Source organism: Brevibacterium sp. W7.2 (genome assembly GCF_018137945.1).
In the GTDB taxonomy this organism is placed as follows: domain Bacteria; phylum Actinomycetota; class Actinomycetes; order Actinomycetales; family Brevibacteriaceae; genus Brevibacterium; species Brevibacterium sanguinis.
In genome coordinates, this window is sequence record NZ_CP073089.1 from 880235 (window position 1) to 904948 (window position 24714).

General features: G+C 68.6%; 20 protein-coding genes. 12 read left to right on the forward strand and 8 right to left on the reverse strand.

Annotated elements, in window-relative coordinates:
- Window positions 1–79 precede the first annotated feature (79 nt).
- Complete coding sequence (locus J9315_RS03850) at window positions 80–1435, forward strand: DUF2252 domain-containing protein (protein ID WP_198499509.1); 1356 nt, start codon at window positions 80–82, stop codon at window positions 1433–1435.
- Window positions 1436–1456: 21 nt separating this feature from the next.
- On the opposite strand, the gene J9315_RS03855 is transcribed toward J9315_RS03850, so the two are convergent.
- On the reverse strand, window positions 1457–2515 hold the full coding sequence (locus J9315_RS03855; protein ID WP_198499508.1) for an alcohol dehydrogenase catalytic domain-containing protein: 1059 nt from the start codon (window positions 2513–2515) through the stop codon (window positions 1457–1459).
- Between the two features lie 190 nt (window positions 2516–2705).
- On the opposite strand from J9315_RS03855, the gene J9315_RS03860 reads away from it, so the two are divergent.
- Complete coding sequence (locus J9315_RS03860; RefSeq protein WP_198499507.1) at window positions 2706–3065, forward strand: hypothetical protein; 360 nt, start codon at window positions 2706–2708, stop codon at window positions 3063–3065.
- A 7-nt stretch (window positions 3066–3072) separates the two neighbouring features.
- On the opposite strand, the gene J9315_RS03865 is transcribed toward J9315_RS03860, so the two are convergent.
- Both J9315_RS03865 and J9315_RS03870 read right to left on the reverse strand, forming a co-directional pair.
- On the reverse strand, window positions 3073–4338 hold the full coding sequence (locus J9315_RS03865) for an aminotransferase class III-fold pyridoxal phosphate-dependent enzyme (RefSeq protein ID WP_198499506.1): 1266 nt from the start codon (window positions 4336–4338) through the stop codon (window positions 3073–3075).
- Entirely contained in the window at window positions 4335–5450 is a 1116-nt protein-coding gene (locus tag J9315_RS03870) for a phosphotransferase (RefSeq protein WP_198499505.1), read from the reverse strand. Before J9315_RS03870 ends, J9315_RS03865 begins: the two co-directional genes overlap by 4 nt.
- 144 nt (window positions 5451–5594) lie before the next feature.
- On the opposite strand from J9315_RS03870, the gene J9315_RS03875 reads away from it, so the two are divergent.
- A complete protein-coding gene (locus J9315_RS03875) occupies window positions 5595–6215 on the forward strand; it encodes a TetR/AcrR family transcriptional regulator (RefSeq protein WP_198499504.1) in 621 nt (206 codons plus the stop codon).
- A gap of 246 nt (window positions 6216–6461) precedes the next feature.
- On the forward strand, window positions 6462–7817 hold the full coding sequence (locus J9315_RS03880; RefSeq protein ID WP_344258736.1) for an NAD(P)/FAD-dependent oxidoreductase: 1356 nt from the start codon (window positions 6462–6464) through the stop codon (window positions 7815–7817).
- Between the two features lie 84 nt (window positions 7818–7901).
- Here J9315_RS03880 and J9315_RS03885 read toward each other — a convergent pair whose 3' ends face one another.
- From J9315_RS03885 to J9315_RS03900, 4 genes are all read right to left on the reverse strand, one after another.
- On the reverse strand, window positions 7902–9110 hold the full coding sequence (locus J9315_RS03885) for an MFS transporter (RefSeq protein WP_198499502.1): 1209 nt from the start codon (window positions 9108–9110) through the stop codon (window positions 7902–7904).
- 71 nt (window positions 9111–9181) lie between these two features.
- Window positions 9182–10036: a glycerophosphodiester phosphodiesterase gene (locus J9315_RS03890; RefSeq protein WP_198499501.1), complete on the reverse strand. Its 855-nt coding sequence runs from the start codon at window positions 10034–10036 to the stop codon at window positions 9182–9184.
- Window positions 10037–10078: 42 nt separating this feature from the next.
- A complete protein-coding gene (locus tag J9315_RS03895) occupies window positions 10079–10750 on the reverse strand; it encodes a DUF308 domain-containing protein (protein WP_198499500.1) in 672 nt (223 codons plus the stop codon).
- 96 nt (window positions 10751–10846) lie between these two features.
- Window positions 10847–12025: a magnesium and cobalt transport protein CorA gene (locus J9315_RS03900; protein WP_232623677.1), complete on the reverse strand. Its 1179-nt coding sequence runs from the start codon at window positions 12023–12025 to the stop codon at window positions 10847–10849.
- 108 nt (window positions 12026–12133) lie between these two features.
- Between J9315_RS03900 and J9315_RS03905 the strand changes: the two genes are divergently transcribed.
- From J9315_RS03905 to J9315_RS03940, 8 genes are all read left to right on the forward strand, one after another.
- A complete protein-coding gene (locus J9315_RS03905) occupies window positions 12134–13384 on the forward strand; it encodes a CDP-glycerol glycerophosphotransferase family protein (protein ID WP_198499499.1) in 1251 nt (416 codons plus the stop codon).
- A gap of 121 nt (window positions 13385–13505) precedes the next feature.
- Window positions 13506–13895, forward strand: a complete 390-nt coding sequence (gene tagD / locus J9315_RS03910; protein ID WP_137824328.1) for a glycerol-3-phosphate cytidylyltransferase — start codon at window positions 13506–13508, stop codon at window positions 13893–13895.
- A gap of 45 nt (window positions 13896–13940) precedes the next feature.
- On the forward strand, window positions 13941–15401 hold the full coding sequence (locus tag J9315_RS03915; protein ID WP_211978841.1) for a glycosyltransferase family 2 protein: 1461 nt from the start codon (window positions 13941–13943) through the stop codon (window positions 15399–15401).
- Window positions 15402–15465: 64 nt separating this feature from the next.
- Entirely contained in the window at window positions 15466–17286 is a 1821-nt protein-coding gene (locus J9315_RS03920; protein ID WP_198499497.1) for a glycosyltransferase, read from the forward strand.
- A gap of 155 nt (window positions 17287–17441) precedes the next feature.
- On the forward strand, window positions 17442–18272 hold the full coding sequence (locus tag J9315_RS03925; RefSeq protein WP_232623676.1) for a CDP-alcohol phosphatidyltransferase family protein: 831 nt from the start codon (window positions 17442–17444) through the stop codon (window positions 18270–18272).
- Complete coding sequence (locus tag J9315_RS03930) at window positions 18269–19192, forward strand: glycosyltransferase (protein WP_198499495.1); 924 nt, start codon at window positions 18269–18271, stop codon at window positions 19190–19192. Before J9315_RS03925 ends, J9315_RS03930 begins: the two co-directional genes overlap by 4 nt.
- A 52-nt stretch (window positions 19193–19244) precedes the next feature.
- Window positions 19245–22097 (forward strand): CDP-glycerol glycerophosphotransferase family protein, encoded by a 2853-nt coding sequence (locus J9315_RS03935; protein ID WP_198499494.1) that lies wholly within the window; start codon window positions 19245–19247, stop codon window positions 22095–22097.
- Window positions 22097–23290 carry a glycosyltransferase gene (locus tag J9315_RS03940; protein ID WP_198499493.1) on the forward strand — a complete coding sequence of 398 codons (1194 nt, stop codon included), beginning with the start codon at window positions 22097–22099 and terminating at the stop codon, window positions 23288–23290. The genes J9315_RS03935 and J9315_RS03940 overlap by 1 nt, the downstream gene beginning before the upstream one ends.
- A 52-nt stretch (window positions 23291–23342) precedes the next feature.
- Here the strand turns inward: J9315_RS03940 and J9315_RS03945 are convergent, their stop codons facing one another.
- Window positions 23343–24665: a CDP-glycerol glycerophosphotransferase family protein gene (locus J9315_RS03945; protein ID WP_211978842.1), complete on the reverse strand. Its 1323-nt coding sequence runs from the start codon at window positions 24663–24665 to the stop codon at window positions 23343–23345.
- Window positions 24666–24714: the final 49 nt, after the last annotated feature.

Genomic DNA, 24714 nt, shown 5'->3' on the forward strand with positions numbered 1-24714 from the left:
CTCGGCAATCCGTTCTCCCGCACTACGATGAGGGGACGCATCGGCGACGGGCCGAGGCGGTGAGAGCGAGGGTGATGAGATGGACCAGTCCGACGGCCGAGCCCTGCGCAAGGACACCCCGCGCTCACGCCATGCCGAGCTGCTGCTGCCCGCCGACCGCGACCCGGTCGGGGTGATCTGCCGGCAGAACGAGTCGCGGCTGCCCGAACTCCTCGGCATCCGCACCCAGCGGCTCGCCGAATCGCCGTTCAGCTACTATCGCGGGGCGGCAGCGCAGATGGCCATCGATCTCGCCGCCGGGACGACGACCGGTCCCGTCGTGCTCTCGAGCGCCGACGCGCATGTCGGGAACTTCGGCTTCTTCGCGTCCCGGGAGCGCTCCCTCGTCTTCGATCTCAACGATTTCGACGAGGCGGAGTTCGCCCCGTTCGAATGGGACGTCAAGCGCCTCGCCGCCTCGGCGTTCCTCAGTGCTCAGGTCCACGGGCTCGGTGATGACGTCGGGCGATCGGCGGCCTTCGCGGCGGTGCGGGGATACCAGGACCGGCTGGCTGCGCTCATGGCGGTGACCGCGCTCGACCGCTTCTACGCGATCGTCGATTCGGACACGATGCTCAAGGCGATCAGCGGCAAGGGGCATCGCAAGGCGACGACGAAGGCGATGAAGAAGGCCCGCAGCCGCACCGGTGAGAAGGCGCTGCAGAAGTTCGCGACGGAGACGTCGTCCTCGGGTCTGCGGATCGTCGACCAACCCCCGCTGACGAGGCACTTCGACGAACAGGGCATCGACGTCGCCGGGATCTTCGCGGAGTACCGGCAGACGGCGCGCACCGATGTGGCCGTGCTGCTCAGGCAGTACGGGGTGGCCGATTCGGTGCTCAGGGTCGTGGGCGTGGGCAGCGTCGGCACCCGCTGCTTCCTCGTCCTCCTCACCGGCCCCGACGGCGAGTCGCTGCTGCTCCAGGTCAAGGAGGCCCAGGAATCCGTGGTCTCGGCGTTCGGCGGTCTGCCGAAGTTCTCCTCCCACCCGGAGGGGCGGCGGCTGTCATCGGAGGGGGAACGCGTCGTCCGCTCGCAGCTCGTGCTCCAGTCCGTCTCCGATCCGTTCCTCGGCTGGACGACGTACGGGGGACGCGACTACTACTGGCGGCAGTTCCGCGACATGAAGGGCAGCTACGACCTCGCCGAACTCGATGCGACCCAGTTCGACGGCTACTCCCGGCTGTGCGGTGAGGTGCTCGCCCGCGCGCATTCCCAGTCCCCGCAGGCCCGCCTCGTCGACGGGTACCTCGGGACCTCGGATTCGTTCGCGACCGCCGTGGCCGCATGGGCGGAGAAGTACGCCGAGGTGGTCACCGCCGATCATGCGCTGCTCGTCGAGGCGGCGAAGAGCGGGAAGGAGCCGCTGCTCGGCGAGGTCACGGACCTCGCCTGAGTGACAACGCGTGAGTCAGGATTAGGCGTCACCCACCCGGAGAGTGATCTTCGTGCCCGCGCCCGAGCGCAGGGTGTCGATCGCGGTGACGACGTCGTCGAGGGCCATCTCCTCGACCCAGCCGGTCGTGTCGTAGTCGCCTGCCTCCATGCGCGCGATGACCTCGTCGAACTCCTCGGCGGTGTAGCCGACGGCGCCGATGAGTTCGGTCTCGCCCATCATCAATGCGCTCGGCTGGATCTCGAACCCGTGCTCGTGCGGCGACTGGAGGACGACGCGGCCGCCCGGGGCGAGTTCGGCCAGTCCGGTCGCCAGTGCTGCGGGAACACCGGCGGCGTCGTAGAAGACATCGACTCCGTCGCCGTCGGTGCGGTCGGCGACGATGGCGTGGAGGTCCTCCGTCGTCGGGTCGATGACGGTGGCCCCGAGGGCGGCGATCTTCTGCCGACGCTCGGGGCTCGGCTCGGAGACGAGCACGTCCCTCACCCCACGCGCGCGGAAGGCGTACCACGCCCCGATCCCGATCGGTCCGGCCCCGGCGATGAGGACGACGTCGTCGGCACCGGCCCGACTCCGGGCGGCACCGTGCCACGCCACGGCCATCGGTTCGACGAGCGCCGCCGTCTGCAGGTCGACGGACTCGGGCACGCGGTGGAACTGCGAGGCGGAGACGGTGACGTACTCGGCCATGCCGCCGCCGTCGGCGTTGGCCCCGAGCGAGGCCATGAGGCGGCAGCTCGTCGGTGCGCCGCGCCGGCACGCGACGCATTCCCCGCAACTGTAGGCGATGGGGAACACCGCCCCGCGATCGCCGACGGCGATGCCCTCGACGTCGGGACCCACCTCGACGACGGTCCCGGAGAACTCATGGCCCATCGGCTGGGGTAGGTGGGCGCCGGTGACCGGGTGCGGGGAGAAGAGGTCGATCGGAGAGGCCTCGGGGTTGAGGTAGAGGTGGACGTCGCTGCCGCACACCCCGACGTAGGCGTTGCGGAGCTTGACCTGTCCGGGGCCGACGGTCGGTTCGGGGATGTCCTCGATGCGCAGATCTTCGCGTCCGTGGAGTCGCGCAGTCTTCATCAGTGCCTCTCTTCGTGTTCGGTGACGGTCTCACTCTCCACGATCCACGGACGAGCCCGGGGGCGACAACCGCCGAATGCGGCGGATTTCCCGGCCGTCGTCCGCCATCTGTCGCCCGCCGGCACCCGGTCGCCGGGCGCGGTCGGAAGCGCTCTGGCCGATGTCAGTCCCTGAGCGCATAATAGAACGCATGAACGAATATCGGGTGCCGGAGTGGCTCACTGACTACCAGGACTTCAAGGCGCTGTGCTCAGCGGTGTCGGGGGAGTACATCCGCTTCTCCCTCACGACCGGGTGCGACGCCGTCGCCTACACGCATTCGCAGAACACGTCCGGACTGCCGCGCTATTCGTGTCTGCTCACCGCCGACGACGGGGCGACGCTGCTCCTCGTCCTCGACGACTGGGCAGAGCGGATGGACGAGGCGGCTCCGACCGTGCGTGCGTGGCTCGGCGCGAACGCGAGTCTGCGCGGCTGTCGGCCGGGGAAGTCGCACTACGTCGGCGACAGCTATTGGCGGAAGCAGTGGCAGCTGGCCAACCCGTGGTGAGGGGCGCTCACACCTCGACCTCATCGAGGGATTCCCCGAGGGCGTCGAGGAGCAGGGGCAGCTCGGCTGCGCTGAAGGCGAGCGGCGGCCGGACCTTGAGGACGTTGTCGTCCCGACCGATCCGGGAGATGACGACGTGCTTGGCCTTCATCGCCTCGACGACCTGCTTCGTCAGGTCGGGGGCGGGGGTGCCATCGACGGCGAAGTCGAGGCCGAGGAACATGCCCGCGCCCCGCGCGGTGCGGATGAAGTCGAAGCGGTCGGCGTACTCCTCGAGCCGGACCTTCGCCTCGGTGCCGAGGTCGCGGGCGCGCTCCATGAGCTCCTTCTCCGCCATCTCCTCGAGCACGGCCTGCCCGACGGCCGCGGACACGGGATTGCCGGCGAAGGTGTTGAAGAACTCATTGCGGGGACCGAACGCATCCATCACCTCGGCGGTGGTGATGACGGCCGACATCGGATGGCCGTTGCCGATCGGCTTGCCCAGGGTGACGAGGTCGGGGACGAGACCGACCCGCTGATACCCCCACATGTGGGTGCCGGTGCGCCCGAACCCGGACTGCACCTCGTCGGCGATGACCATTCCGCCCGCGGCCCGCACCCGGTCGGCGATCCCGGTCACGAGCCCCTCGGGCAGACGCGGCATTCCCTCGGTCGAGAACAGCCAGTCGAAGAGACACGCGGACACCCCGAATCCGGCCTCCTGAAGCGAGGCGATCGCAGCGTCGAGGTCGTCGAGCGTGGCGGCGAGCACCTCGTCGGCGCTGCGCTCATCGGTGTCGAGGTCGGGGATGCGCAGCGTGCGCACGTGCGGGCCGAGGCCCTCCTGCGTCTTCAATCCCGTCGTCATCTCCGCCAGCGCGATCGTCGTCCCGTGGTAGCTGAAATCGGAGACGATGAGGCCCGTCGCCCCGGTCAGCTGGCGACTGATCCGCAGGGCCAGCTCGTTGGCCTCGGACCCCGAATTGCCGAAGAACACCCGCTCGAGCCGATCCTCGAAGGTCCCCAGCAGCGCCTCCGCGTAGTCGACGACGCGGGCGTTGAGATAGCGCGTGTGGACGTTGAGCGTGCGCGCCTGCTCACACAGCGCATCGACGACGCGATCGTTGGCGTGCCCGACATGGGGGACGTTGTTGTACCCGTCGAGGTACCGCTGACCGTGGACATCGGTGAACCACACCCCCTTGGCCGAGACGAACTCGAGCGGTTCGTCGTAGAACAGCGGTGAATAGGGCCCCAGGGTGGCGTGACGGCGGATGAGAAGGTCGGTCATCGGTGGGCTCCGGAGCGTCGGTCGGCGACGAACGCGGCGGCGAGGTCGACGAGGTGGGGGAGGACGGTGTGGACGTGGAACTCCGCTGCCGGCTCGCCGCGACGATCGGCGGCCCACCCGAGGTAGGTGAGCCCGCGAGCGACGAGGAGGGCCGGGAACGCCGCGAGATCCGCGTCGTCGAGCGGGCGTCGGCGCTGGTAGCCGGCGAAGAGCGCGGCCTGGTACTCCGCGGACCGCGGATGGCGGGTGAAGAAGTAGAGGGCGGTCGCGAGGTCGAAGAGGTGCCAGCCGGCGGCGAAGTCGTCGAAGTCGATGAGGACGAGACCCGCGCTCGTGCGCAGCACGTTCTCCGGGGTGAGGTCGGCGTGGATCGGTCCGAACCGCTGCGGCCCGACGCCGTAGTCGGCGAGGACCGTGCGGATGTCGGCGATCGCCTCGGTGAGCGTGGTCAGCGCCGCGGAGTTCTCCGGCGCGTGGAGTTCGCGCACCCGCAGCGGGGCGCCCCACAGAGCGGACTCCCCGACGAGTCCCTCGGCATCCCAGCACGGGCGATCGTCGTCGACGGCGAACCCGGAGGCCACGGTGGCGTCGTGGACGTCTCCGATGAGCTCGCCGAGGCGGTCGAAGTCCTTCGGTTCGTGCGCAGCGGTCCCGTCGAAGGCCGTCTGCTCGTCACCGAAGCTCCCCTCGTTGGCGATGTGGAGCTGGAGGTCGACCTGATGGACGCCGAGGCGGTGGCCGTGACCGACGTGGACGAAGCTCCGTGCATCGGAGACCGGCACGAACCGCGGCACCGGGACGCCGCGACCGGCGAGGCTGCCGACGAACTCGAGTTCCCGCGCGAGCTCGGCATCGCTGTGATAGCCCCGCCGGTGGACCCTCAGGACGTAGGAGGTGCCCGCGTGCTCGAGTCCGAAGACGCTGTTCTCCCGGTGCTTGAGCAGGCGCAGTGCCGTCGACTCCGGCAGGCCGAACGCGGCCAGGGACTCCGCGGCGAGCTCCGCCGCCCCCGCGACGGCCGCGGAATCGGCGTCGGTCGCCGCGGAATCGCCGGCGTCCGCGGCTGCGGGGCCGGTGGTGCGCTGCGGTTCGGGCTGGGCCGTCCTCGACATCGCTGTCTCCTTCGGTCGCTCTGTCAGGTGTCGCGCTGCGGCGACCCCCGGGCCGATTGCAAAGTTATACTCGGAGTATAGAACATGAACTGGCAATCCATCCAGGGGTCGGTCACGATCCGTCCGCTGTGAGAGGATCGAGGCGTGAACAGTGCGACCGACACCGGTGACGCCGCCCCCAGTCTGCGGGAGCGGCGCCGGGCGCAGACCCGCGAGGACCTCGTGGCCGGGGTGCTCGCGGTCATCGACGCGCAGGGCTTCGACCGTCTGACGATCGAGAGGATCGCGACGGCGGCCGGAGTGTCGAGGGGAACCGTCTACGCGCATTTCCCCGGCGGGCTCACCGAGCTAGTCTCCGCTGCGTATGCGGAGATCGGGCGGACGATCGTCGCCCGCACGACCGCGGAGATCGCAGCGGTGAGCGTGTGGACCGAGGAGCTCACTGCTCACGCCCGGGCGATGTTCGACTTCGCCGCGAGCTCCGGCTGCGGCCACTTCTACAACGTCTCCGGACCGGCCTTCATCTCTGCCGGGGAGTCCCGCGGCATCGGCTCCGGGGCCAGTCGGGCGATGATCGCCGACACCCTGGCCCAGGCCCAGGCCGCGGGTCGGCTGCGGGAGGCCATCGTGCCCGAGGCTGTGGCCACCCTCCTCGTCGGCGCCATTCGGGAGGCCGCGATCGCCATCGCCACCGGGGAGGCCGATCCCGCCGAGGAACTCGCGGCCTTCTCCACCCTCGTCGCCGGCCTCGCCGCCCCGCACTGAGGGCTCGCGTCGGCACCAGGCGCAGCCACCGGGCCCAGCCACCGAGCACCGACACCGGCCACCGTCTCACCGGCCACCAGGCACTGTCCGCCGTCCCACCGTGCACGCTCAGCCAAGGATCGTGCACGCGCGCACAAGGACCGGTGCCCTCGCCTCGGCGAGGATGGACTCAGGCAGCGACAGCTGCCGACGATCCGCCGAGCGCGGACGTGCCGGTCACCAGATGACGGCAGGCGTCTCGGTCGGCTGCAGACAAGGAGTGCCCCGGGTATGTCAAAGAAGATTCTCATCGTCGGTGCCGGTTTCTCCGGCCTCATCGCAGCGCGCGAACTGCAGACCGCAGGTGTGGAGGTGGAGATCTTCGAAGCCCGCGACCGGATCGGCGGCCGCGCGTGGACCGACGAGCGGCTCGGGCGGCCGCTCGAACTCGGGGCCACATGGGTGCACTGGATGCAGCCGTTCGTGTGGTCGGAGATCGCCCGCTACGGTCAGGAGATCCACCCCAGCCCCGACTACGACCGCGCGTTCTGGATCACCGAGGGCAACCTCGTCGAGGGCCCGAAGGAGCGGATGAACGAGGTCCTCGACCGGCCGCAGAAGAAGATCTTCGAGGGCTCCCGTGAGCTCTTCCCCTTCCCGCACGACCCGCTCTACGTCCTCAGCGACCGCTACGACGGCCCCGCCGAGGTGGTCGAGCAGTTCCGGGCCGCCGATGGGGGAGGCGTCCTCGACGTCCTGCGCGACGGGGACTTCTCGCAGGAGGAGATCGACCTCTGCGACGCCTACTGGTCTGCGGCGTATCAGGGTCCGCTCGAGACCGGCTCGCCGCTCATGGCCAAGCACTGGGCCGCGCTGTCGGACCACCGGCTCGACCTCCTCGACGAGCAGACGCTCGAGTTCAAGCTGAAGAACGGCATGCGCGGACTCTATGAGGCGCTCGCCGCCGACCTCACGTGCCCCATCCACCTCTCGACGCCGGTGACGAAGGTCGAGCATGAGAACGGCGCCCGGCTCACGCTTGCCGACGGTTCGACCGTCGAGGGCGACGCCGTCATCGTCACCACCCCGATCGGGGCGATCAACACGATCGAGTTCTCACCCGCCCTGCCGGCCCCGCTGCAGGAGATCGCCGACGAGAAGACGAACAGCGTCGGATCGAAGATCTGGATCAAGATCGACGGCCACCACTCGTTCATCGCCACGGCCCCGAAGGGCGGTCCGCTGGCGATGATCAAGAGCGAGTACTTCCTCGACGACGGCACGACGATCATGGTCGGCTTCGGCAACGACCACACCGCCATCGACCTCACGGACACGGACCAGGTGCAGGAGATCATGCGACAGTGGCGCGACGACATCGTCGTGCTCGCCGCCGACGGCCACGACTGGGTGGCCGACCGGTGGAGCGGGCAGACGTGGGCGACGCTGAAGTCCGGCCAGTTCATCGACGGCTGGTCGCGCTTCGCCGACACCGACACGGCGATGTACTTCGCCGGTGCCGACTATGCGAAGGGCTGGAACGGCGTCGTCGTCGACGGGGCCATCGAAACCGGAATCACCACGGCCAGGCGCGTCCTCGCCGAGGTGGTCCGCGACCGATGACGGACCCCGAGTCCCAGCCCGGTTGAGCTGGGAGGACGGACCGCCTCGGCGCCGGTTGCCCTCACGGAGACCCCTGCATGAGTCTCAGACTCGGCGGGGGCCTTCGTACGTGCGGCGGGCGATGACGACGACCGCGGTGAGGACGAGGGCGATGCCCGCGGTGAGGGTGAAGAGCAGTGTCCATTCCCCGTGCTCGCCGAGGTAGCCGCCGGCCCAGGCGCCGAAGGCGCTGCCGGCGAAGAGGAAGCCGGCGAAGAGGGAGACGACGGTGCCGCGGGCCTGGGGGAGGACCGTCGTCGACCATGTCTGCAGGGACGAGTGGAGGAACGACCAGGTCGTGCCGAGGAGGAGGGCGGCGATGACGACCGTGACGATGGAGAGGTGGAGGGCGAGGACGGCGAAGCCGAGGGTCGCCGCGGTGCCGCCGATGGCCATGAGCAGCGGCATCGCCAGGCGCGGGGCGAGGAGTCTGATGAGGCGGCTGGTGAGGATGACGCCGACCCCGTAGGCGGCGGTCGCGAGCCCGGCGATGGCCGCGCCGACCCCGAGGGACTGGAGGGCGGGGGCGAGGAGCGTGAGGACGCCGAGGACGACGGCGCCCTCGACGACGACGAGGGCGATGACGACGAGCACCCACCGGTTGCCCAGCGCCATCCCGATCGTCGTCAGCATGCCCGCCCGCGGGGCCCGCGGCGCCCGCGGCGCCTCAGGGGCGCGGGCGAGGCCGAGGACGGAGAGGAGCGCGAGCACCGAGGTGATCACGAAGACGACCCGCCAGTCGAGGAGGTCGGCGATGATCCCGGCCAGGGCCGTGGCGACCGCCGTGCCGACGGCGATCGCGGCCATGAGATCGGCCAGTGCCGGCTGCCGGTGCCGTTCATCGACGGTGTCGCCGACGTATGTCAGCGAGGTCGGGACGATCGCGCCGTAGAACGCACCGCCCAAGGTGCGGGCGATGATGAGGACGGTGAGGTTGGGCGCGAGTGCTGCGACGATGCCGACGAGCGCCGCGGCGATGAGGCTGGCGCGCATGAGGCGGATCCGCCCGATGCGGTCTGAGAGCATCCCCCACAGCGGCTGACTCACCCCGTAGGCGAGGTAGTACGCGCTGGCCACCGCGAGCGCCTGGGCGAGGGTGACGCCGAGGTCGGCGGCGACGAGGACGAGCAGCGGACTGATCGCGAACCGGTCGAAGCTGCTGACGAACGCTGCGAGGGAGACCGCCAGCGGCGGCCGGGTGGGGGAGGGGCGGTTCTCCGGGGGATTCTCGGCAGGGTCGGTCTCGGGGCTCACGAATCCACACTGTACTCCCGCTCAGGTCGCCCGGAGCGTGGAGCTCACCTCGCGGAACGGGCGGCCCGCGCTCACTCGTCCCACGGGTCGTCGGTGAACCAGCCGGCGACGCCGTCGGGCAGTGCGGCGACATCCTCGGCGCTTGTCAGGCCGTACGGGGCCACCTGCAGTCCCGCAGTGGTCAGGGCGGCGACGTCGTCGGCCGGGAGGGACCTGTTCGGTCCCACCCAGGTGATCCCCGCCGCGGCGATCTGCTCCGGAGTCTGTTCCGGCAGGGTGCCGTCGAAGAGGTAGAGGGAGGTGAACCCGCGGTCGGCGATCGTCGCGGCCGTGTCGAAGTCGAAGGACTGGACGATGAGGGAGGCGGTGAGTCCGCGCTCGGTGAATTCGTCGAGGACGGAGTCGACCTCCGCCGAGGTGGCCCCGGGCTTGATCTCGGGCACGAGGACGACCTCGCCGCCGAGTTCGTCGAGCAGCTCGGTCAGCGTGACCGTCTCCGCGGGCGCCCCGCCCGTCGGGTTCGCGATCGTCGCAGCGTCCCACTGCTCGAGGGTGAGATCCCGGATCGGGCCGGTGGCGCCGTTGAGCGTGCGGTCCGCGGTGTCGTCGTGGATGAGCACGGGAGTGCCGTCGGACAGGAACTGGATGTCCATCTCGGGGAGGAATCCGTCCTGCGCCGAGGCGGTGAAGCCCTCCATCGACTCCTCCGGGTAGACGAGGGCCCCACCGCGGTGGGAGATCGTCACCGGGGAGGACAGGTCGGCGACGGAGGCGGTGTCACTGGTCGCGGTGTCTCCTGTTGAACCAGGGTCAACCGCTGTCTCCGGTGCGGAGGTCGCGCACCCCGCGGCAGCGACGAGGGTGAACATCGTCGCTGCCGCGGTGAGGGTGAAGCGTCGCAGTGGTGATTTGTTGGTGCTGATCATCTTCTCTCTGTCTCAGCAGACGACTGTGGGTTTCCGGGGTCCTCAGCCCTGCATCACGCGCTTGGCCTGGGAGCGGGCCATGAACGCCATGACGATGAGGAAGATGCCGAAGAGGATCGCGTAGACGCCGATCACCCAGAGCAGTGCGGTCACGGCGGCGGCCGGTGAGGTGAAGACGACGATCATGAGGATGATCGCGAAGATGATGTCGATGACGCCGAGGAGCTTCGACCAGCCGCGGTAAGCCTTCGAGGCGAGGCTGAAGATGCCGCGCAGCAGCATGCCGAAGGCCATGAACCACAGCACCAGGACGCCGGAGAGCATGGCGAACGCGAGCGGGGCGATGAAGATGAGCAGGCCGACGATGATGTAGATGATGCCGGCGGTCAGCTCCCACCCCCACGACAGCCCGGCCTTGCGGGCGGTGTTCGCGTTGACGATGGTGAGGATGCCGTCGACGAAGAGCCACGCGCCGATCCAGATGCCGATGACCAGGGCCACGGCGTCGGGGGCGGCGAAGACGAGGATGCCGAAGACGATCGCGAGGATGCCGCGGAGCAGGACGACCCAGAACACGCCCTTGCCGAGCTCGGTGAGCAGGGAGCGCGTCGAGTCGACCGGGTTGCGGTAGCCGTCGTTCGGCGGAGTGTCGGCGGCGGGGTTCGGGTCGGGGTTCGGGTCGGGGAAGTTCTGGGATTCGGGTGATGTGGTCATCTCAACTCCTCATGAAGGGGACTTGCCAAGGGATGGTGCCACTTCAGTCTAAGTCCGCCCGGAGGCGACGGCTGAGATCCGTTGGCACCGATTCGGTCACATCCACTTCTTCACACGGAAGACCGTGTAGAGGGTGACGCTGAGACCGACCATGAGGAGCAGCGCCATCGGGTACCCGAACCTCCAGTTGAGTTCGGGCATGTTCGCGAAGTTCATCCCGTAGATCGCGCCGATGAGGGAGGGGGCGAAGAGGATCGCGGCCCAGCCGGAGATCTTCTTCATGTCCTCGTTCTGGCGTTGGGCCACGAGGGTGGCGTTGACGTTGAGGATCTGGGAGAGGGATTCGCGCAGTTCCCCCGCCTCGGCGAGGACCCGGGTGAGGTGGTCGGTGACGTCGTTGAGGTAGGTGCGCAGCTCCTCGGGGATGTCGTACTTCGTCGCGCCGTTGCTCAGCGCCTGAGTGAGCCGACTGAGGTGGGTCGTGGCGTGGAGGACGTCGATGACCTCCTGGCTGAGGCGATAGATGCGCTCGGCTGCGGCCGGGTCGCCGCTGAAGACCTGGCGTTCGATCCCGTCCTTGTCATCCTGCAGACCGTCGATGACAGGAAAGTAGCCGTCGACGACACCGTCGAGCAGGCGGTAGATGAGGGCCTCGGGACCGAGCGAGAGCAGCGCCTTGTCGGACTTCCGGATGAGGTCGGCGTCGGAGAAGTGCTCCTCGAGGTCGTGGACGTCCGAGGGAATCGGCATGCCGTCGATGAAGCGGCCGTCCTGGCAGATGATGACGAGGTCGTCGCCCTTCATGAGGAGATGGAACTCGCTGAAGTCGACCTCCTCCTCGGCGTCGACGTAGAGCGCGGAGATGAGGACGACGAAGAGGACGTCGTCGTAGCGTTCGACCTTCGGCCGCTGATCGGCGTGGAAGAGGTCGTCGACGAGCACCGGGTGGAGATCCCATGTCGTCGCGATCTCCGCGAGCAGCTCCGGCGTCGAATGCGGGACGATGACCTGCGTGATCGTCCCCGGCGGGGTCGGACCCTGCGGTGCGCAGGCCGCGAGCGCCTCGGCGAAGGAGGTCGTCACGGAGACCGGCTGCGGCTGACTGTCGACGATCTGTCGGCTCAGCAGCACCGGCGCCGAGGTGCTCGCCTCCGGTCCGCGGTTCCCGCCCTTGCCGGTGGCGGACGGTTTCGCGTTCCCCGGCCGGCCCGCGCCCGTGGTCCCGCGGAGTCGACGGTTGATCGGGGGAGTGGGAAGTCGGCGTGAGGGGGCCATCGGATCTCCTTGGGTTGGGCTCACACCCCAAGGTACTCGACGGGGGTGGAGGACGGGCATCATTCCTCGGATGCGGGGTGAGGGCGTCCTGCCAGGCACAATGGAGGAATGACGAATCTGCCGAGGAGACTGAGCAGCGGCATCGCCGGCGGAACCAGGCTGGCCCGATCCGCTTTCCGGGTCGGTTCCCGGATCGTGCAGGGCCGCTGGGCCGAATCGCGCCTGCCGCGCGATTTCGCCCCGCAGGACACCGATCGGTTCGTCGTGTGCGCGTACTTCGCTTCGGACATGACATCGGCCTATCAGCTCGAGCAGTGGCTGTGGTCCTTCGAGCAGTGCGCTGCGCGCCTGCGGGAGGCAGGCCACGGCACGGAGCCCTTGGCGATCTTTGTCCGCGACGCGCAGGTGGCTGTGCACATCGCCGGCCTGACGAGCCTGCCCGTCCGCTTCTCCCGGCTGACCAAAGGGCTCGACCGGTTCATGACCGACCCGGAGCTTCGCGTGGTCTTCTACGTCAACCAGGCGACGGGCAACTTCCAAGCCCTCCGCTTCCCCCGTCCGGCCCATGTTCATCTCAGCCACGGGGAGAGCGAGAAGGTCTCGATGATCTCCAATCAGCTCAAGGCCTATGACTACGTCTTCACCGCCGGCCCCGCTGCGCGCGAACGGATCCGCCGCGCCCTCATCGGGATGCCCGAGGACCGGATGATCGACGTCGGGCGCCCCCCGCTCGATCGGCCCCGGACGACCCCGGCCGCCTGGACGGACTTCGCCGACACGGCTCCCGCCGGCCCCACCGTGTTCTGGGCGCCGACCTGGGAGGGCGACTCCGCGGCCATGGCCTACGGCACGCTCCCGGACACCGGTGTCATCGTGGCCGAGTCCCTGCTCGCCGCCGGATACCGGGTGATCTTCCGGCCGCATCCGCGCACCGGAGTGCTCGAGTCCGAGTTCGCCCGTGCCCTCGCCGAGGTGGAGAGCCGCCTCACCGCGCATCCGCGGGGCTTCGTCGACCGCACGCGAACGGTGGGCTGGCAGTTCGACGTCGCCGATGCCGCGCTCGCTGAGATGTCGTCCGTCGCCTTCGACTGGCTGTCGACGCGCAAGCCGCTCGTCATGGTCGAACCCGGGGGCCGAGGCGCCGAGGTCCTCGACGGCGGCCTGTTCGATCGGACGCCGACGCTCTCACGCGACGATCCCGCGGCCGTCGCTGAGACTCTCGCTCACGCGCAGGCCGATCCGGCCCTGAGCGCCCACTACCTCGGAGCCACCGAGGCGGGCCAGCAGCTCGCCCGCCTCCTCGCGGCCACAGAACAGGTCATCGCCGCACGCACGGAGGAGCTGAGCACACGCGCGTGACCGCCGTCTCTCGATTCCCCGCCCAGGTAACGGGCTGGTAAACTTGACGTGAAATTCTACGATATTGCGGGACGTGTCTGCCTTCGACGGCGCGTCCTTTGACAGTTGGGAAACACCGCGCATGCGTCGAGTCATCACCTATGGCACGTTCGACCTGCTGCACTACGGCCACATCCGGCTCCTGCAGCGGGCCAAGGAACAGGGCGACTACCTCGTCGTCGCGCTCTCGAGCGACGAATTCAACGCAGGCAAGGGCAAGAAGTCGTACTTCACCTACGAGGACCGCAAGCGCATGCTCGAAGCCATCCGCTACGTCGACCTCGTCATCCCCGAGGACAACTGGGAGCAGAAGGCCACCGACGTCGACAAGTACCACATCGACACCTTCGTCATGGGTGACGACTGGGAAGGCGAATTCGACTTCCTCAAGGACAAGGTCGACGTCGTCTACCTCTCGCGGACCCCGGAGATCTCCACGACCAGGATCAAATCCGAGCTCAGCAACTCCTGATCCTCAGTCCTCATCTCATCCCCAGCCATGAGGAGAACCCCCTAAGTGAATGAGAAGACGGCCGGAGCAGACCCGGTGCGCCTTTCGATCGTCATCCCCGTCTTCAACAACCCCTCCCACGTCCGCACCGCCGTCGACATCGCTGCAGCTCAGACCTGCGACGACGGACTGACGGAGGTCATCGTCGTCGACGACGGGTCGACCGACGACACACCGCAGGTCCTCGCCGAGGCGGCCGCCCGGCATCCGAATGTGCGGGTCATCCGCCAGGAGAACTCCGGCTGGGCGGGTGGTCCCCGCAACACCGGCCTGGACGCGGCCCGCGGAGACTACGTGTTCTTCCACGACGCCGACGACCGCCTCGACGGCGACTGCCTGGGAGCGGCCGTCGCCTACGCCGATGCGCAGGGCAGCGACGTCGTGCTCGTGACGATCGAGGGACGGGGAGGACGCCACACCCACGCCGACGTCTTCGCCGAGACGCAGGACGAGGGCGACATCCGACGCCTCGTGCGGTCGAACTACTCCTTCAAGCTCTTCCGCCGGTCCTTCCTCGCCGACCACGATCTGCGCTTCCCCGCGCACAAGATCAGGCTCGAAGACGCCCAATTCTGCTTCCGCGCCTACGCCGCGGCGTCGAAGGTCTCGATCCTCGCCGACCGCACCTACTACTTCGTCTACGACCACGGCGGGGGACACATCAGCCAGACCGGCACCGCTCCGGAGCTGCACGCGCAGGGCATTCGCGAAAGCCTCCTCCCGCTGACCTCGGGACCCTGGGAGCCCGAACTGCGCCGCGAGGCCATGGCCGACTGGTTCCGACGGGTCACCCTCAACCGCTTCAACGACAGCTTCGACGGTCGGCGCGTGGAGTTCCGCCTGTCGTGGATCGCCGAGTCGAAGAAGCTCGTCGACGAGTTCTTCCTGCCCTCCAGGCTCTTCGATTTCTACAGCCCCCTCAACCGGGCGCGGGTGTGGAGCCTCTCCACGGGGATCCCCGCCCTCGTCGAAGCCGTGAGCCGGCGCGGGAATCGCAGCCGCCTCGTCGTCGCCGAGGTCGACCGGGCTGAGCTCACCGGAGCCCGCCTCGCACTCGCAGGCCGCGCTGCCGCTCTCCTCGCCGCCCCCGACATCACGGCGCTGACGTTCGTCCTCCGCCGCGGCGATGACGACATCGCCGAGTTCGCGGCGGACCTTCTGCCCGTCGCCGCCGACTCACCCGACGCCGCTGCCAACGCCGCGAGGCGGTTCCGCGTCGAGATCCCGCTCAAGGCGCTGCTCGCCCACGGCACGGTCAAGGTCTACGCCCGCGCCGCCACCGGCACCGCAGAGACGAAGGCGGTCCGCGTCGGACTCGCCGACACCGGTGTGCTCTCCGCCCGCCGCTGGGGGCTGCGCGTCGAGGTCACGCCCACCAGCCTCGGCGGGGCGAACCTCCACGTTTCGAGCGGGGCACGCGCCTTCGCGAAGCGGCTGACCAGGCTCGGCCGAAGATCGATGGGATAGCATTCCGCAGACACGTCCCAGCCGGCGCTTCGCACCCCAGCCCCACCACCAAGGAACGCCATCTATGCCACTCAACCGCCTGCTCCGGCGAATCCGCCGCGCCACCGCCTCCAACTCGGCCCCACCGACCCGCATCTTCGACCTCACCTGGTCGATCCCCCAGGAGTTCGGCGGTCTCACCAAGGTCATGCTGCGCCGGTCACGGAACTTCGTCACCCTCCTCGGGATCGACGTCGATGTCCTCACCCTCGACTACCGCCTCGACGTCGCCGAGGCCAGGCAGCGACTGCGGGAGACGGGCGAACTCATCGACGGCATGCGTCTGCGCAACGCCTGGGACGAGGTCGCCGGGTACGATCGGCGTGCCCTGCGCCGGTTCGGCGGCCGCCCCGCCGAGGCCGGGGTTCCCCCACAGCACGCACCGGGGCCGACGAACGCCACCGACCGCTACATCGAGTACTTCGCCGCCGACGGCACGATCGAACGGGTCGATCATCTGCGCCCAGACGGCACGACGTTCCTCATCGACGACCGCACCGGGAGTGCGCGGCGGCTCGTGCTCCTCGACCACGACGGTGCCTGCGTGTCCGAGTTCGCCCGCGCCAGAGACTTCTACTTCGCATGGCTCGACGCCGCGACCGGCGGCGAGCCGTCGATCCTCATCAACGAATCGAAGTTCATCGCGACGTTCCTCCACCGCTACAAGCGCGACCACCTGCGCATCGGCCAGGTCCTCCACAATTCCCACCTCCACCCGGGAACCGCGTCGGTCAACGGTCCCTTCACCCGCTCCCGGATCGAGATCCTCAGGCACTGGTTCGACTACGACTTCCTCGTCTTCCTCACCGAGAAGCAGCGGGCGGACTTCGCCGCCGCCTTCGGCAGCGCGCCGACGCTCGTCGTCATCCCCAACTCGACCGCCGTCGACGAGGTCGGACACCCGTCACCGGAGAGCGATCCCCGGCCGCCGGGACGCGGTGTCGTGCTCGCCCGACTGACGGGTCAGAAGCGCATCGGCGAGGCGCTGGCCGCCGTCGCGCGGGTCGGACCCGAGATGTCCCTCGAGATCATCGGCGACGGGGAGAAGCGAGCCGAGCTCGAAGCGATCGTCGCCGACAGCGATGTCCTCAGCTCCCGCGTCGCCTTCTCCGGCCACGTCGACGGGGCCGCCGAGAGGCTGCGCGACCACTCCTTCATCCTCCTCACGAGTTCCTTCGAGGGCATGGGCGTCGTGCTCATCGAAGCCATGGCCAGAGGCTGCATCCCGCTCGCCTACGACATCAGATACGGTCCCTCCGACATCATCGACTCCGGGGAGAACGGGTACCTCGTCGCCGACAGCAACGCCATGGCCGACGCGATCACCGGCCTCCTCGACGCCGACGCCGCCACGATCGCCGCCCTGCGGCGCGCCGCCGTGGCGAAGGCCGCAACATTCAGCGACGACAGCGCCACCGCACGCTGGGCGGAGCTCTTCTCGCGGCTGCGGACAACCGCGAAGAACCGGCCGAAGACGACCGCCCCCGCACTCACCGCGGCACCCGAGACGACCGCCGACGGCGGGGTGCGGATCACCGTCGGAGGCACCGCCCCCGGTGAGGACTTCGCGGTCGTCTTGGGCACGCGCGACGGGAGCTATGCGTTCGCCTCGGCGGTCGATGCGCACGGCAGGGCCGTCTTCAGCGGAGAGGAACTGTCGATCGTGCCGGCAGGGGCGACGCTCGACGCGTGGTGGCAGTGGACGGGCACGGACGGAATCCACCACCCGAGGATCGCCTTCGGCTCGGATGCCGCCGCGGTCGCGACCGAGGACGCACAGGGCGCGGACGGGCGGATCTCCGCGTATCGCACGGTCAAGGACAACCTCAGCTTCACGGTGGGCTGAACGGCAACCGCCCACCGCTGCGGCGGGGTCGGTCAGGATGCCCTGCGGGAAACACGCGGTCGTGTCGGCGGTCACGGAAGTGGCCAGGGGTTTGGACAGTCGGTAAACTTGGCGTGAATTGTCGGGGTCAGATGCAGTCAAAAGGCAGGTCGGGAGTGAGCGCGGAGAAGCAGTCACGATACCCGACCCTGGCCGAACTGCGCGCCAAGGCCCAGCCGATCGAAGTCCGCACGCGGAAGAACGCCGAGCACTGGACGGCTCAGCTCTACCTGCGGCACTTCTCCATCTACTTCACGATGCTGCTCGTGCGCACCCGGATCAGCGCCAACGGCGTGACCGGGATGATGATCGTCGCCGGGTGGTGCATCGCCGCGTCGCTGCTCATTCCCGGAATCTGGGGCGCCGTCCTCGCCGTCTTCTTCTCGCAGGTGCAGATGTACATCGACTGCTGCGACGGAGAGGTCGCGCGGTGGCGCGGCACGAGCGGCGCCAAGGGCGTCTTCCTCGACAAGGTCGGCCACTACACGACCGAGGGCCTTGTCGCCTTCGCACTCGGAGCGCGCGCGGTCGGCGAATGGTCGAACCTCACCACCGATCCCGGCGGCACGTACCCGTACCTGCTCGCCGGCTCCATGCTCGCCTCCCTCGTCCTGCTCAACAAGGCGCTCAACGACATGGTGCACGTGTCCCGCGCCTTCAACGGCCTCGACAAGCTCGCCGACTCGCAGGCCGCCACCGCGCTCAACCCCGGCTTCACCGCGAAGCTCAAGCGCGCGGCCCGCTTCGTCCCGTTCCACCGCATCTACCATTCGGTCGAACTCTCGCTGCTCGCCCTGCTCTCGAGCATCGTCACCGCCGTCGTCGTGCCGCTCGGCGCCGCCCCGCTCGTCGGTGAGCGCTGGCTCGTGCTCATCCTCGTGCCGCTCTGCCTGCTCTCGGTCATCGGCCACTTCATGTCGATCATGGCGTCGAAGAGGCTGTCATGACGAACACCTCACGGGTCCTCGCCCAGCGCTTCGAGGCGAACCGGAAGTACACCTTCGGCGTCGTCGTGCTCACCCAGGGCAAGCGACTGGAGGAGCTCAACCGCGGCTTCGACTCGCTCCTCGCGCAGAAGGGCGTTGACCTCGACATCGTGTGCGTCGGCAACGGCTGGGAACCGCAGGGCATCCCGCCGGCCGTCAAGCGTCTCGCCCTGCCGGAGAACCTCGGCATCCCCGCCGGGCGCAATGCCGGGGTGCCGCACGTCAAGGGGGAGTTCCTCTTCTTCCTCGACGACGATGCCTGGCTGCCCGATGACACCACGCTCATGCGCATGGCCCAGCTGATGCGCACGAAGCCGAAGATCGGGCTCGTCCAGCCCCGCGTCGAGGAGCCGGGCGGACCGGCGTCGCCGAAGCGCTGGATTCCGCGCCTGAAGAAGGGCGAGGCCGACCATTCCTCGAACGTCTTCTCCGTGTGGGAGGGTGCCGTGTGCATGCAGCGCAAGGCCTTCGACGAATGCGGCGGCTGGCCGGCCCCGTTCTGGTACGCCCATGAGGGCATCGAACTCGCCTGGCGGGTCTGGGACGCCGGGTACTCCGTGTGGTACATGGGCGACCTCGCCGTCGCCCACCCCGTCATCGACCCGAGCCGCCATGACGAGTACTTCTACATGAACGCCCGCAACCGCGTGTGGCTGGCCCGGCGGAACCTGCCGTGGCCCTTCAATTGGATGTACGTTGGATCGTGGACGCTCATGCAGTGCCTGAAATGGGCGAACAAGCCCGACCAGCTGCGCCCGTGGTTCGAGGGGTGGCGCGACGGGTGGAAGCTCGACCCGTGGAGCGACGACGAGCAGCACCGGAAGCTGTCCGGGCGCGGTGTCCTGCGCATGGCGCGCCACGGCCGGCCCCCGGTCGTCTGAGCCGCCCCAGGGCAGCGCCCGACCGATAGAGAAGACAACGACGGAGAACACTTTGACTCACCCAGCGGTGCGCGCCGCCGACACGACCGCAAACACCCCGCCGGAGACCGTCTGGGGCATCGACGGACGGCCGTTGGTCACCGTGGTCATCATCATGTTCAACGACATCGCGAACGTCGGCACCGCGATCCGCTCCGCCCTCGACCAGACGCTCAAGGGCACCGAGGTCATCGTCGTCGACGACTGCTCCACCGACGGGTCCTTCGAGTACGTCTCCGAGCTGGCGCGGGACGAACCGCGGCTGCGGGTGTTCCAGACGCCGAAGAACAGCGGCGGGCCGGGGGCGCCGCGCAACATCGGAATGGAGAACGCGAGCGCCCCGTACCTGACGTTCCTCGACAGCGACGACATCCTCGAGCGCCATGCGACCTACAACCTGCTCACGGCCGCGGAGCGCAGCGATGCCGACATCGTCATGGCCAAGACGCGGCGCCGGGACATCGCGAAGAAGAAGTTCCGCGGCTGGCACCACCGCCTCTACCGGGAAGAGCAGCACTTCGACACGATCGAGGAGAACCCGGAGCTCTGCATCGACACGATCGCCGTGGCGAAGCTCTACCGCATGGAGATGCTGCGGGCCAACGGCATCCGCTTCCGGGAGGAACTCCACTACGAGGACCTCATCTTCACCGCCGAGGTGTTCGCGAAGGCAGACGGCATCCGCGTCATCCCCGAATTCGTCTATCAGTGGAACCTCTATCCCATCAAGGTCCGCAAGTCGATCACGAACCAGCGCGACGACATCAGGAACCTCCAGCACCGCAAGGTCGCTCTCGCCGAAGTCCTCCGGGTCGCCGATCCGGCCACCGTGCCGGCGCTCCATGCCCGCCTGCAGCTGAAGATCCTCCGCCACGACGCCCGGCTCTACCTCAACGACATCGCCCACGGCCAGGTGCCCAACCTCGCGCCTGAGCTCCTCGCCGAACTCAAGCCGCTCATCGAATCGATCCCCACCGAGATCTACGCCGACGTGCCCCGCGACGATCGACTGCTCGTCGCGTCGGCCCTCGCCGAGGATGTCGACCTCGTCTCCCGGATGGCCCACATCGCCTCGGGCACGTGGGATCTCTACGGCGACTGGGAGCCGGGTGGGCAGCGCAGCCTGTGGGAGCTGGAGACCTTCGCCGCCTACCCGGACGACTCCCGTGAGCACATGCTCGCGACCTTCGACGCCGCCGAGGTCGTCGCGATCCCGTGGTACGCGTTCAAGTTCTACAACGCCGTCGACGCCGTCGCCATCGACGGGAAGAACCGGGTGACGATCTCCGGGCGCATCCCCGACTCGTTCGCCAAGCTCGATCGGCCCGATCTCACCGCGCGGATGCTCATCAGGGAGCGCTGGGGCTTCCAGCGGGAATGGGTGGCACCCGTGCGCTGGGAGCGCACCGCCGACGGCGAGGTGGAATGGACCACCGAGTTCGAGTTCCCCGCCGCCATCGACCGTGCCGTGCGGCCGAAGATCTCCATCCGCATGGAGCTGACGAACGGCACCGCCTCGACGCTCCTCCCGCTGCGGGTGAAGAAGGGATTCGTCGGAAGCAAGCAGAAGACCCAGCCTCACGGGGTCGCCGAGTCGCTGGCCAACATCCGCTATCAGCCCTACGCCACGGAGATCGGTACCCTGGCCTTCCGCCTCGCCCGGATCGGGAAGCAGCGCCGGCGACTGCGCCGGGCGATCAAGCCGCTGCTCTCGACCGGTCAGACCGCGCTGCGGGACAGATACGTTCCCCTGCCCTCCCATGCGCTCGTCGCCGAAGGGGAGCGGATCGCCGCGGAGGCTCGTGAGCAGCTCGACGACCGCCTCGTCGTCGTCGAATCCCACATGGGCACCACCGAGTCCGACTCGCCCCACGTCCTCGCCGCGGAGCTGCGACGCACCCGACCCGACCTCAGGATCGTCGTCGTGGCGGCGGCCAACCAGCGCTGGGCGGCGGGCCGCGAGGACGTCGTCATCCGCAACACCGTCGACTACTACCGCACGCTCGCCCGGGCGAAGTACATCATCGACAACCAGACCCTGCCCGTCGGCTACGTCAAACGACCGGGTCAGGTCTACATCCAGACGTGGCACGGCATCCCCATCAAGAAGATGGGCTTCGACGAGCCGAGCCTCGAGTTCGGCGCGCGCGAGGACATCGCCGATCTCGAACGGAGAGTCGGCTACTGGGACTTCCTCAGCATCCCCAGCGCCTACTTCCGCGACACCTTCGTGCCGGCGTTCCGGTATGAGCGTGCGCAGCTGCCGGTGGGATCGCCGCGCAACGACGTTCTCGTCAGCGACACCGCAGGGATCTCCGCGGCCAAGGAGCGCCTCGACCTCGACCCGGCGAAGACGAGCGTGCTCTACGCCCCGACGTTCCGCACCCGCGGGCAGGCCTCGCTCGAACTCGACCTCACCGAACTCGTCGACGACCTCGGTGAGGACTATCAGATCCTGCTGCGGCCCCACTACCTCAACCGCATCGCCGTGCCGCCGCACCTGCGCGGCCGGGTCATCGACGTCAGCGGCATCGCCGACACCGCACAGGTGCTCCAGGCCGCGGACATCCTCGTCTCCGACTACTCGAGCATCATCTTCGACTACCTCAGTCTCGACCGACCGATCATCCTCTATGCGTACGACCTCGACGACTACGCGAACTCCGCACGCGGCACCTACTTCGACCTGCGCGACCATCGTCCGGGACCGCTGGTCACCGACCAGGAGGAACTCGTCGCGGCGATCAGGGCCGCAGGAGACGACGAGGCGGAGCCGCTGCGGCGCCGCTTCCGGGAGGACTTCGTCGGCACCGAACCCGGTGATGTCGCCGCGACGACGATCGCAATGATTTGGGGAGCTCAGTGATGGCGCAGACGCAGTTCGATCGGATCGTCCTCATGGCCAACGACGTCGACCGCCTCGGCGGTGTCGGACGCTTCATCAGCACGATGGCGGACGGGTTCCACGCCCGGGGATACGCCACCGAGCTCGTCGGGGTCTCGCCCCCGCCGGAAGGTCACGGTCAGGTCGTCGAGCGCTCCGCCGACATCACGGTGCGCACGCTCATGCCCGAGCCTCCGCCGCCGGACTGGACGATCCGCTCTGACGCGGACAAGAAGGACCGGGAGCGCATGCGGCGGTACCGGAAGCGTTTCGACCTGCGCAAGATCGCCGTCGACAAGCTGCGGACACTCCTGCCCGAGTGGGGTCCGCGCACGCTCATCATCTGCACGCAGGTCTACGGCATGGAGCACATGCTCGAAGCCCGTTACGACGCCGCCGATCCCCGCCAGCCGCGGGTCATCGGCCAGTACCACGGGTCCTACGACGGGGCCACGCGCACCGGGCGGGACGCCAGCCGCGTGCTGCAGGCCTACGCCGACGTCGACCGCACCGTGTTCCTCACGGCCGAGGACGCCGAGCGCTTCCGCCTCGCCGGGCTGAACAACACCGGGTGGATCCCCAACCCCGTCACCCTCGCCGGGGCGGAGACCGGTGCCGTTGCGGAGACCGGGCCCGCGCGCCGCAACACCATCGTCGCGCTCGGGCGCTACGACGAGGTCAAGTCGCTGCACTACCTGCTGGCGGCCTGGGCCGAGATCGCCCCCGCCCTTCCCGACTGGAGCGTCGAGCTCTACGGCGAGGGCGAACTGCGCGAGAGTCTGCAGGCCCTCATCGATGACCGCGCGATTCCCCGTGCCGCGCTCATGGGCAAGACCGACGCGGTCGCCGAGGTGCTCGCGAGCGCGAAGATCCACGTCATCTCCTCCCAGCACGAGGGTCTGCCGATCTCGATCGTCGAGGCCGGACTCTCCGGCGTGCCCACGGTGTCCTTCGACTGCTCACCGGGTGTCGAGATGCTCATCGACTCCGGGCGCACCGGGTACATCGTCGCCCAGAACAACGTCACCGCCCTCGCCGAGCGGCTGCAGACGCTGGCCGCCGATCCCGCGGCGCTGGCGCAGATGTCGGACGAGGTCCGCGCCGACATGGCGCAGTACGCCCCCGAGCGCATCCTCGACCGGTGGGAGGACCTCTTCCGCGAGATGGCCCGCTGAGGCCGAGGGTCAGGTCGCTGCGACCGACGGTTCGGTCGCTGAGACCGAGCTCTCAGTCGAGGTCGGTCTTCGCGAGCATCTCCCGCTGCCGTGAGGCGATGAGCCCGGAGATCGTGGCGACGAACTCCCGGGTCGAATCGCCGACGGCACGGCGCCCGAAATAGTACTCGCGCAGCTTCGCGCGCTGGGCCGCCGTGGTGTCGGCGTCGAGCTCGGTGGCGATCGTATCGGCGATCTCGGCGATCGTCGACTGCGACACGACGGGAGTGGCTCGGGTGATCGGCGAATCCTCGTTGATCGCCGCGAGATCGTCCCGGCGATCGGTGATGATGATCGGCTTCTCCGGCCGCAGGTAGAGGAAGTCGAGACCGACACTCGAGACGTCGGTGACCATGAGGTCGACGTCGGCGAACATCGGCAGGATGTCGCCCTGCATCGAGATGAGATGCCCACCGCCTGCCCCGGTGCCGCCTGGTCCCGCGCCGGCGGTCTCGGCGCGGTCCGCCTCGGCGATGAGCTCCCGAATCCGCGCATCGGCTGCGACGACACCGGGGTCGTCGGACTGTTCGACCCGGGGGTGCGGCTTGTAGACGAGGCGGGTGTTCGGGGTGCTGAGGATCGCTGCGACGATGGCCTCGCCGAAGAGATCGAGCGAGGTGTAGTTGTTCGCGTCGTTCTCGCCCTCCCACGTCGGGGCGTACATCACGGTGCGCTTCGTCGTCGGCGGCAGCGTCGATGTCTGATCGATGTCGAGCTGCGGCCTGCCGACCTCGACGAGCTTGCCGAGGTCGAACTCGATGAGCGCCTTCCGGTGCCGGTCGATCGCGGCGGGACCGGCGACGAAGACGCGATCGTAGGCTTTGACCTGGTTCGACACCATCGAGATCTTGTCGCTCTCACCGTGGTTGAGGTGCACGTGGACCATCGGTGCATAGCCGAGAGACTGGAAGTTGCGCACGCCGTTGTTGACGTAGAGGGCGACCTTCGGGTCGAGGTCGTAGTAGAAGTCCTGGAGCGGATCGAACTGGCGCTTGAGCACGAGAGGCAGCTTCGTCACCGCGCGCAGCTCCTGCAGCGCGCCGGGGGATCGGAGGACGATCGCCACCGGATGCGTCCGGTCGAGCTCTTCGAAGATGGGGATCCACTGGAGGATCTGGTAGATCTTCGCCGGTCCGTCGCCGAAGTACGCGATGACCGGGGTCTTCAGGCCCGAACCGTCGTACTTCGCTTCGAGGCGTTCGATCGCCTTCGCCCCCCGCAGCCAGCGACTGGTCGCCTGCCACGGCCGCGAGTTGAGAGCCGACAGCCCCGCCTTGCGCACCCACCGGCTGATGGGAGGCTTCTTCGCGGTCAGTGACTTCAGGGATGAACGCATGTCGTGCCTGCTCCATGTTCGTCCGACGATTCCGATTGCCCCGGAGAGT

Bases quoted from the DNA above. Each gene is read 5' to 3' on its own strand.
- J9315_RS03900 (WP_232623677.1), bottom strand. From the start codon at position 12,025: ATGGCCCCCTCACGCCGACTTCCCACTCCCCCGATCAACCGTCGACTC.
- J9315_RS03905 (WP_198499499.1), top strand. From the start codon at position 12,134: ATGACGAATCTGCCGAGGAGACTGAGCAGCGGCATCGCCGGCGGAACC.
- J9315_RS03850 (WP_198499509.1), top strand. From the start codon at position 80: ATGGACCAGTCCGACGGCCGAGCCCTGCGCAAGGACACCCCGCGCTCA.
- J9315_RS03945 (WP_211978842.1), bottom strand. From the start codon at position 24,665: ATGCGTTCATCCCTGAAGTCACTGACCGCGAAGAAGCCTCCCATCAGC.
- J9315_RS03890 (WP_198499501.1), bottom strand. From the start codon at position 10,036: ATGATCAGCACCAACAAATCACCACTGCGACGCTTCACCCTCACCGCG.
- J9315_RS03895 (WP_198499500.1), bottom strand. From the start codon at position 10,750: ATGACCACATCACCCGAATCCCAGAACTTCCCCGACCCGAACCCCGAC.
- J9315_RS03860 (WP_198499507.1), top strand. From the start codon at position 2,706: ATGAACGAATATCGGGTGCCGGAGTGGCTCACTGACTACCAGGACTTC.
- J9315_RS03930 (WP_198499495.1), top strand. From the start codon at position 18,269: ATGACGAACACCTCACGGGTCCTCGCCCAGCGCTTCGAGGCGAACCGG.
- J9315_RS03855 (WP_198499508.1), bottom strand. From the start codon at position 2,515: ATGAAGACTGCGCGACTCCACGGACGCGAAGATCTGCGCATCGAGGAC.
- tagD (WP_137824328.1), top strand. From the start codon at position 13,506: ATGCGTCGAGTCATCACCTATGGCACGTTCGACCTGCTGCACTACGGC.
- J9315_RS03870 (WP_198499505.1), bottom strand. From the start codon at position 5,450: ATGTCGAGGACGGCCCAGCCCGAACCGCAGCGCACCACCGGCCCCGCA.
- J9315_RS03920 (WP_198499497.1), top strand. From the start codon at position 15,466: ATGCCACTCAACCGCCTGCTCCGGCGAATCCGCCGCGCCACCGCCTCC.
- J9315_RS03865 (WP_198499506.1), bottom strand. From the start codon at position 4,338: ATGACCGACCTTCTCATCCGCCGTCACGCCACCCTGGGGCCCTATTCA.
- J9315_RS03940 (WP_198499493.1), top strand. From the start codon at position 22,097: ATGGCGCAGACGCAGTTCGATCGGATCGTCCTCATGGCCAACGACGTC.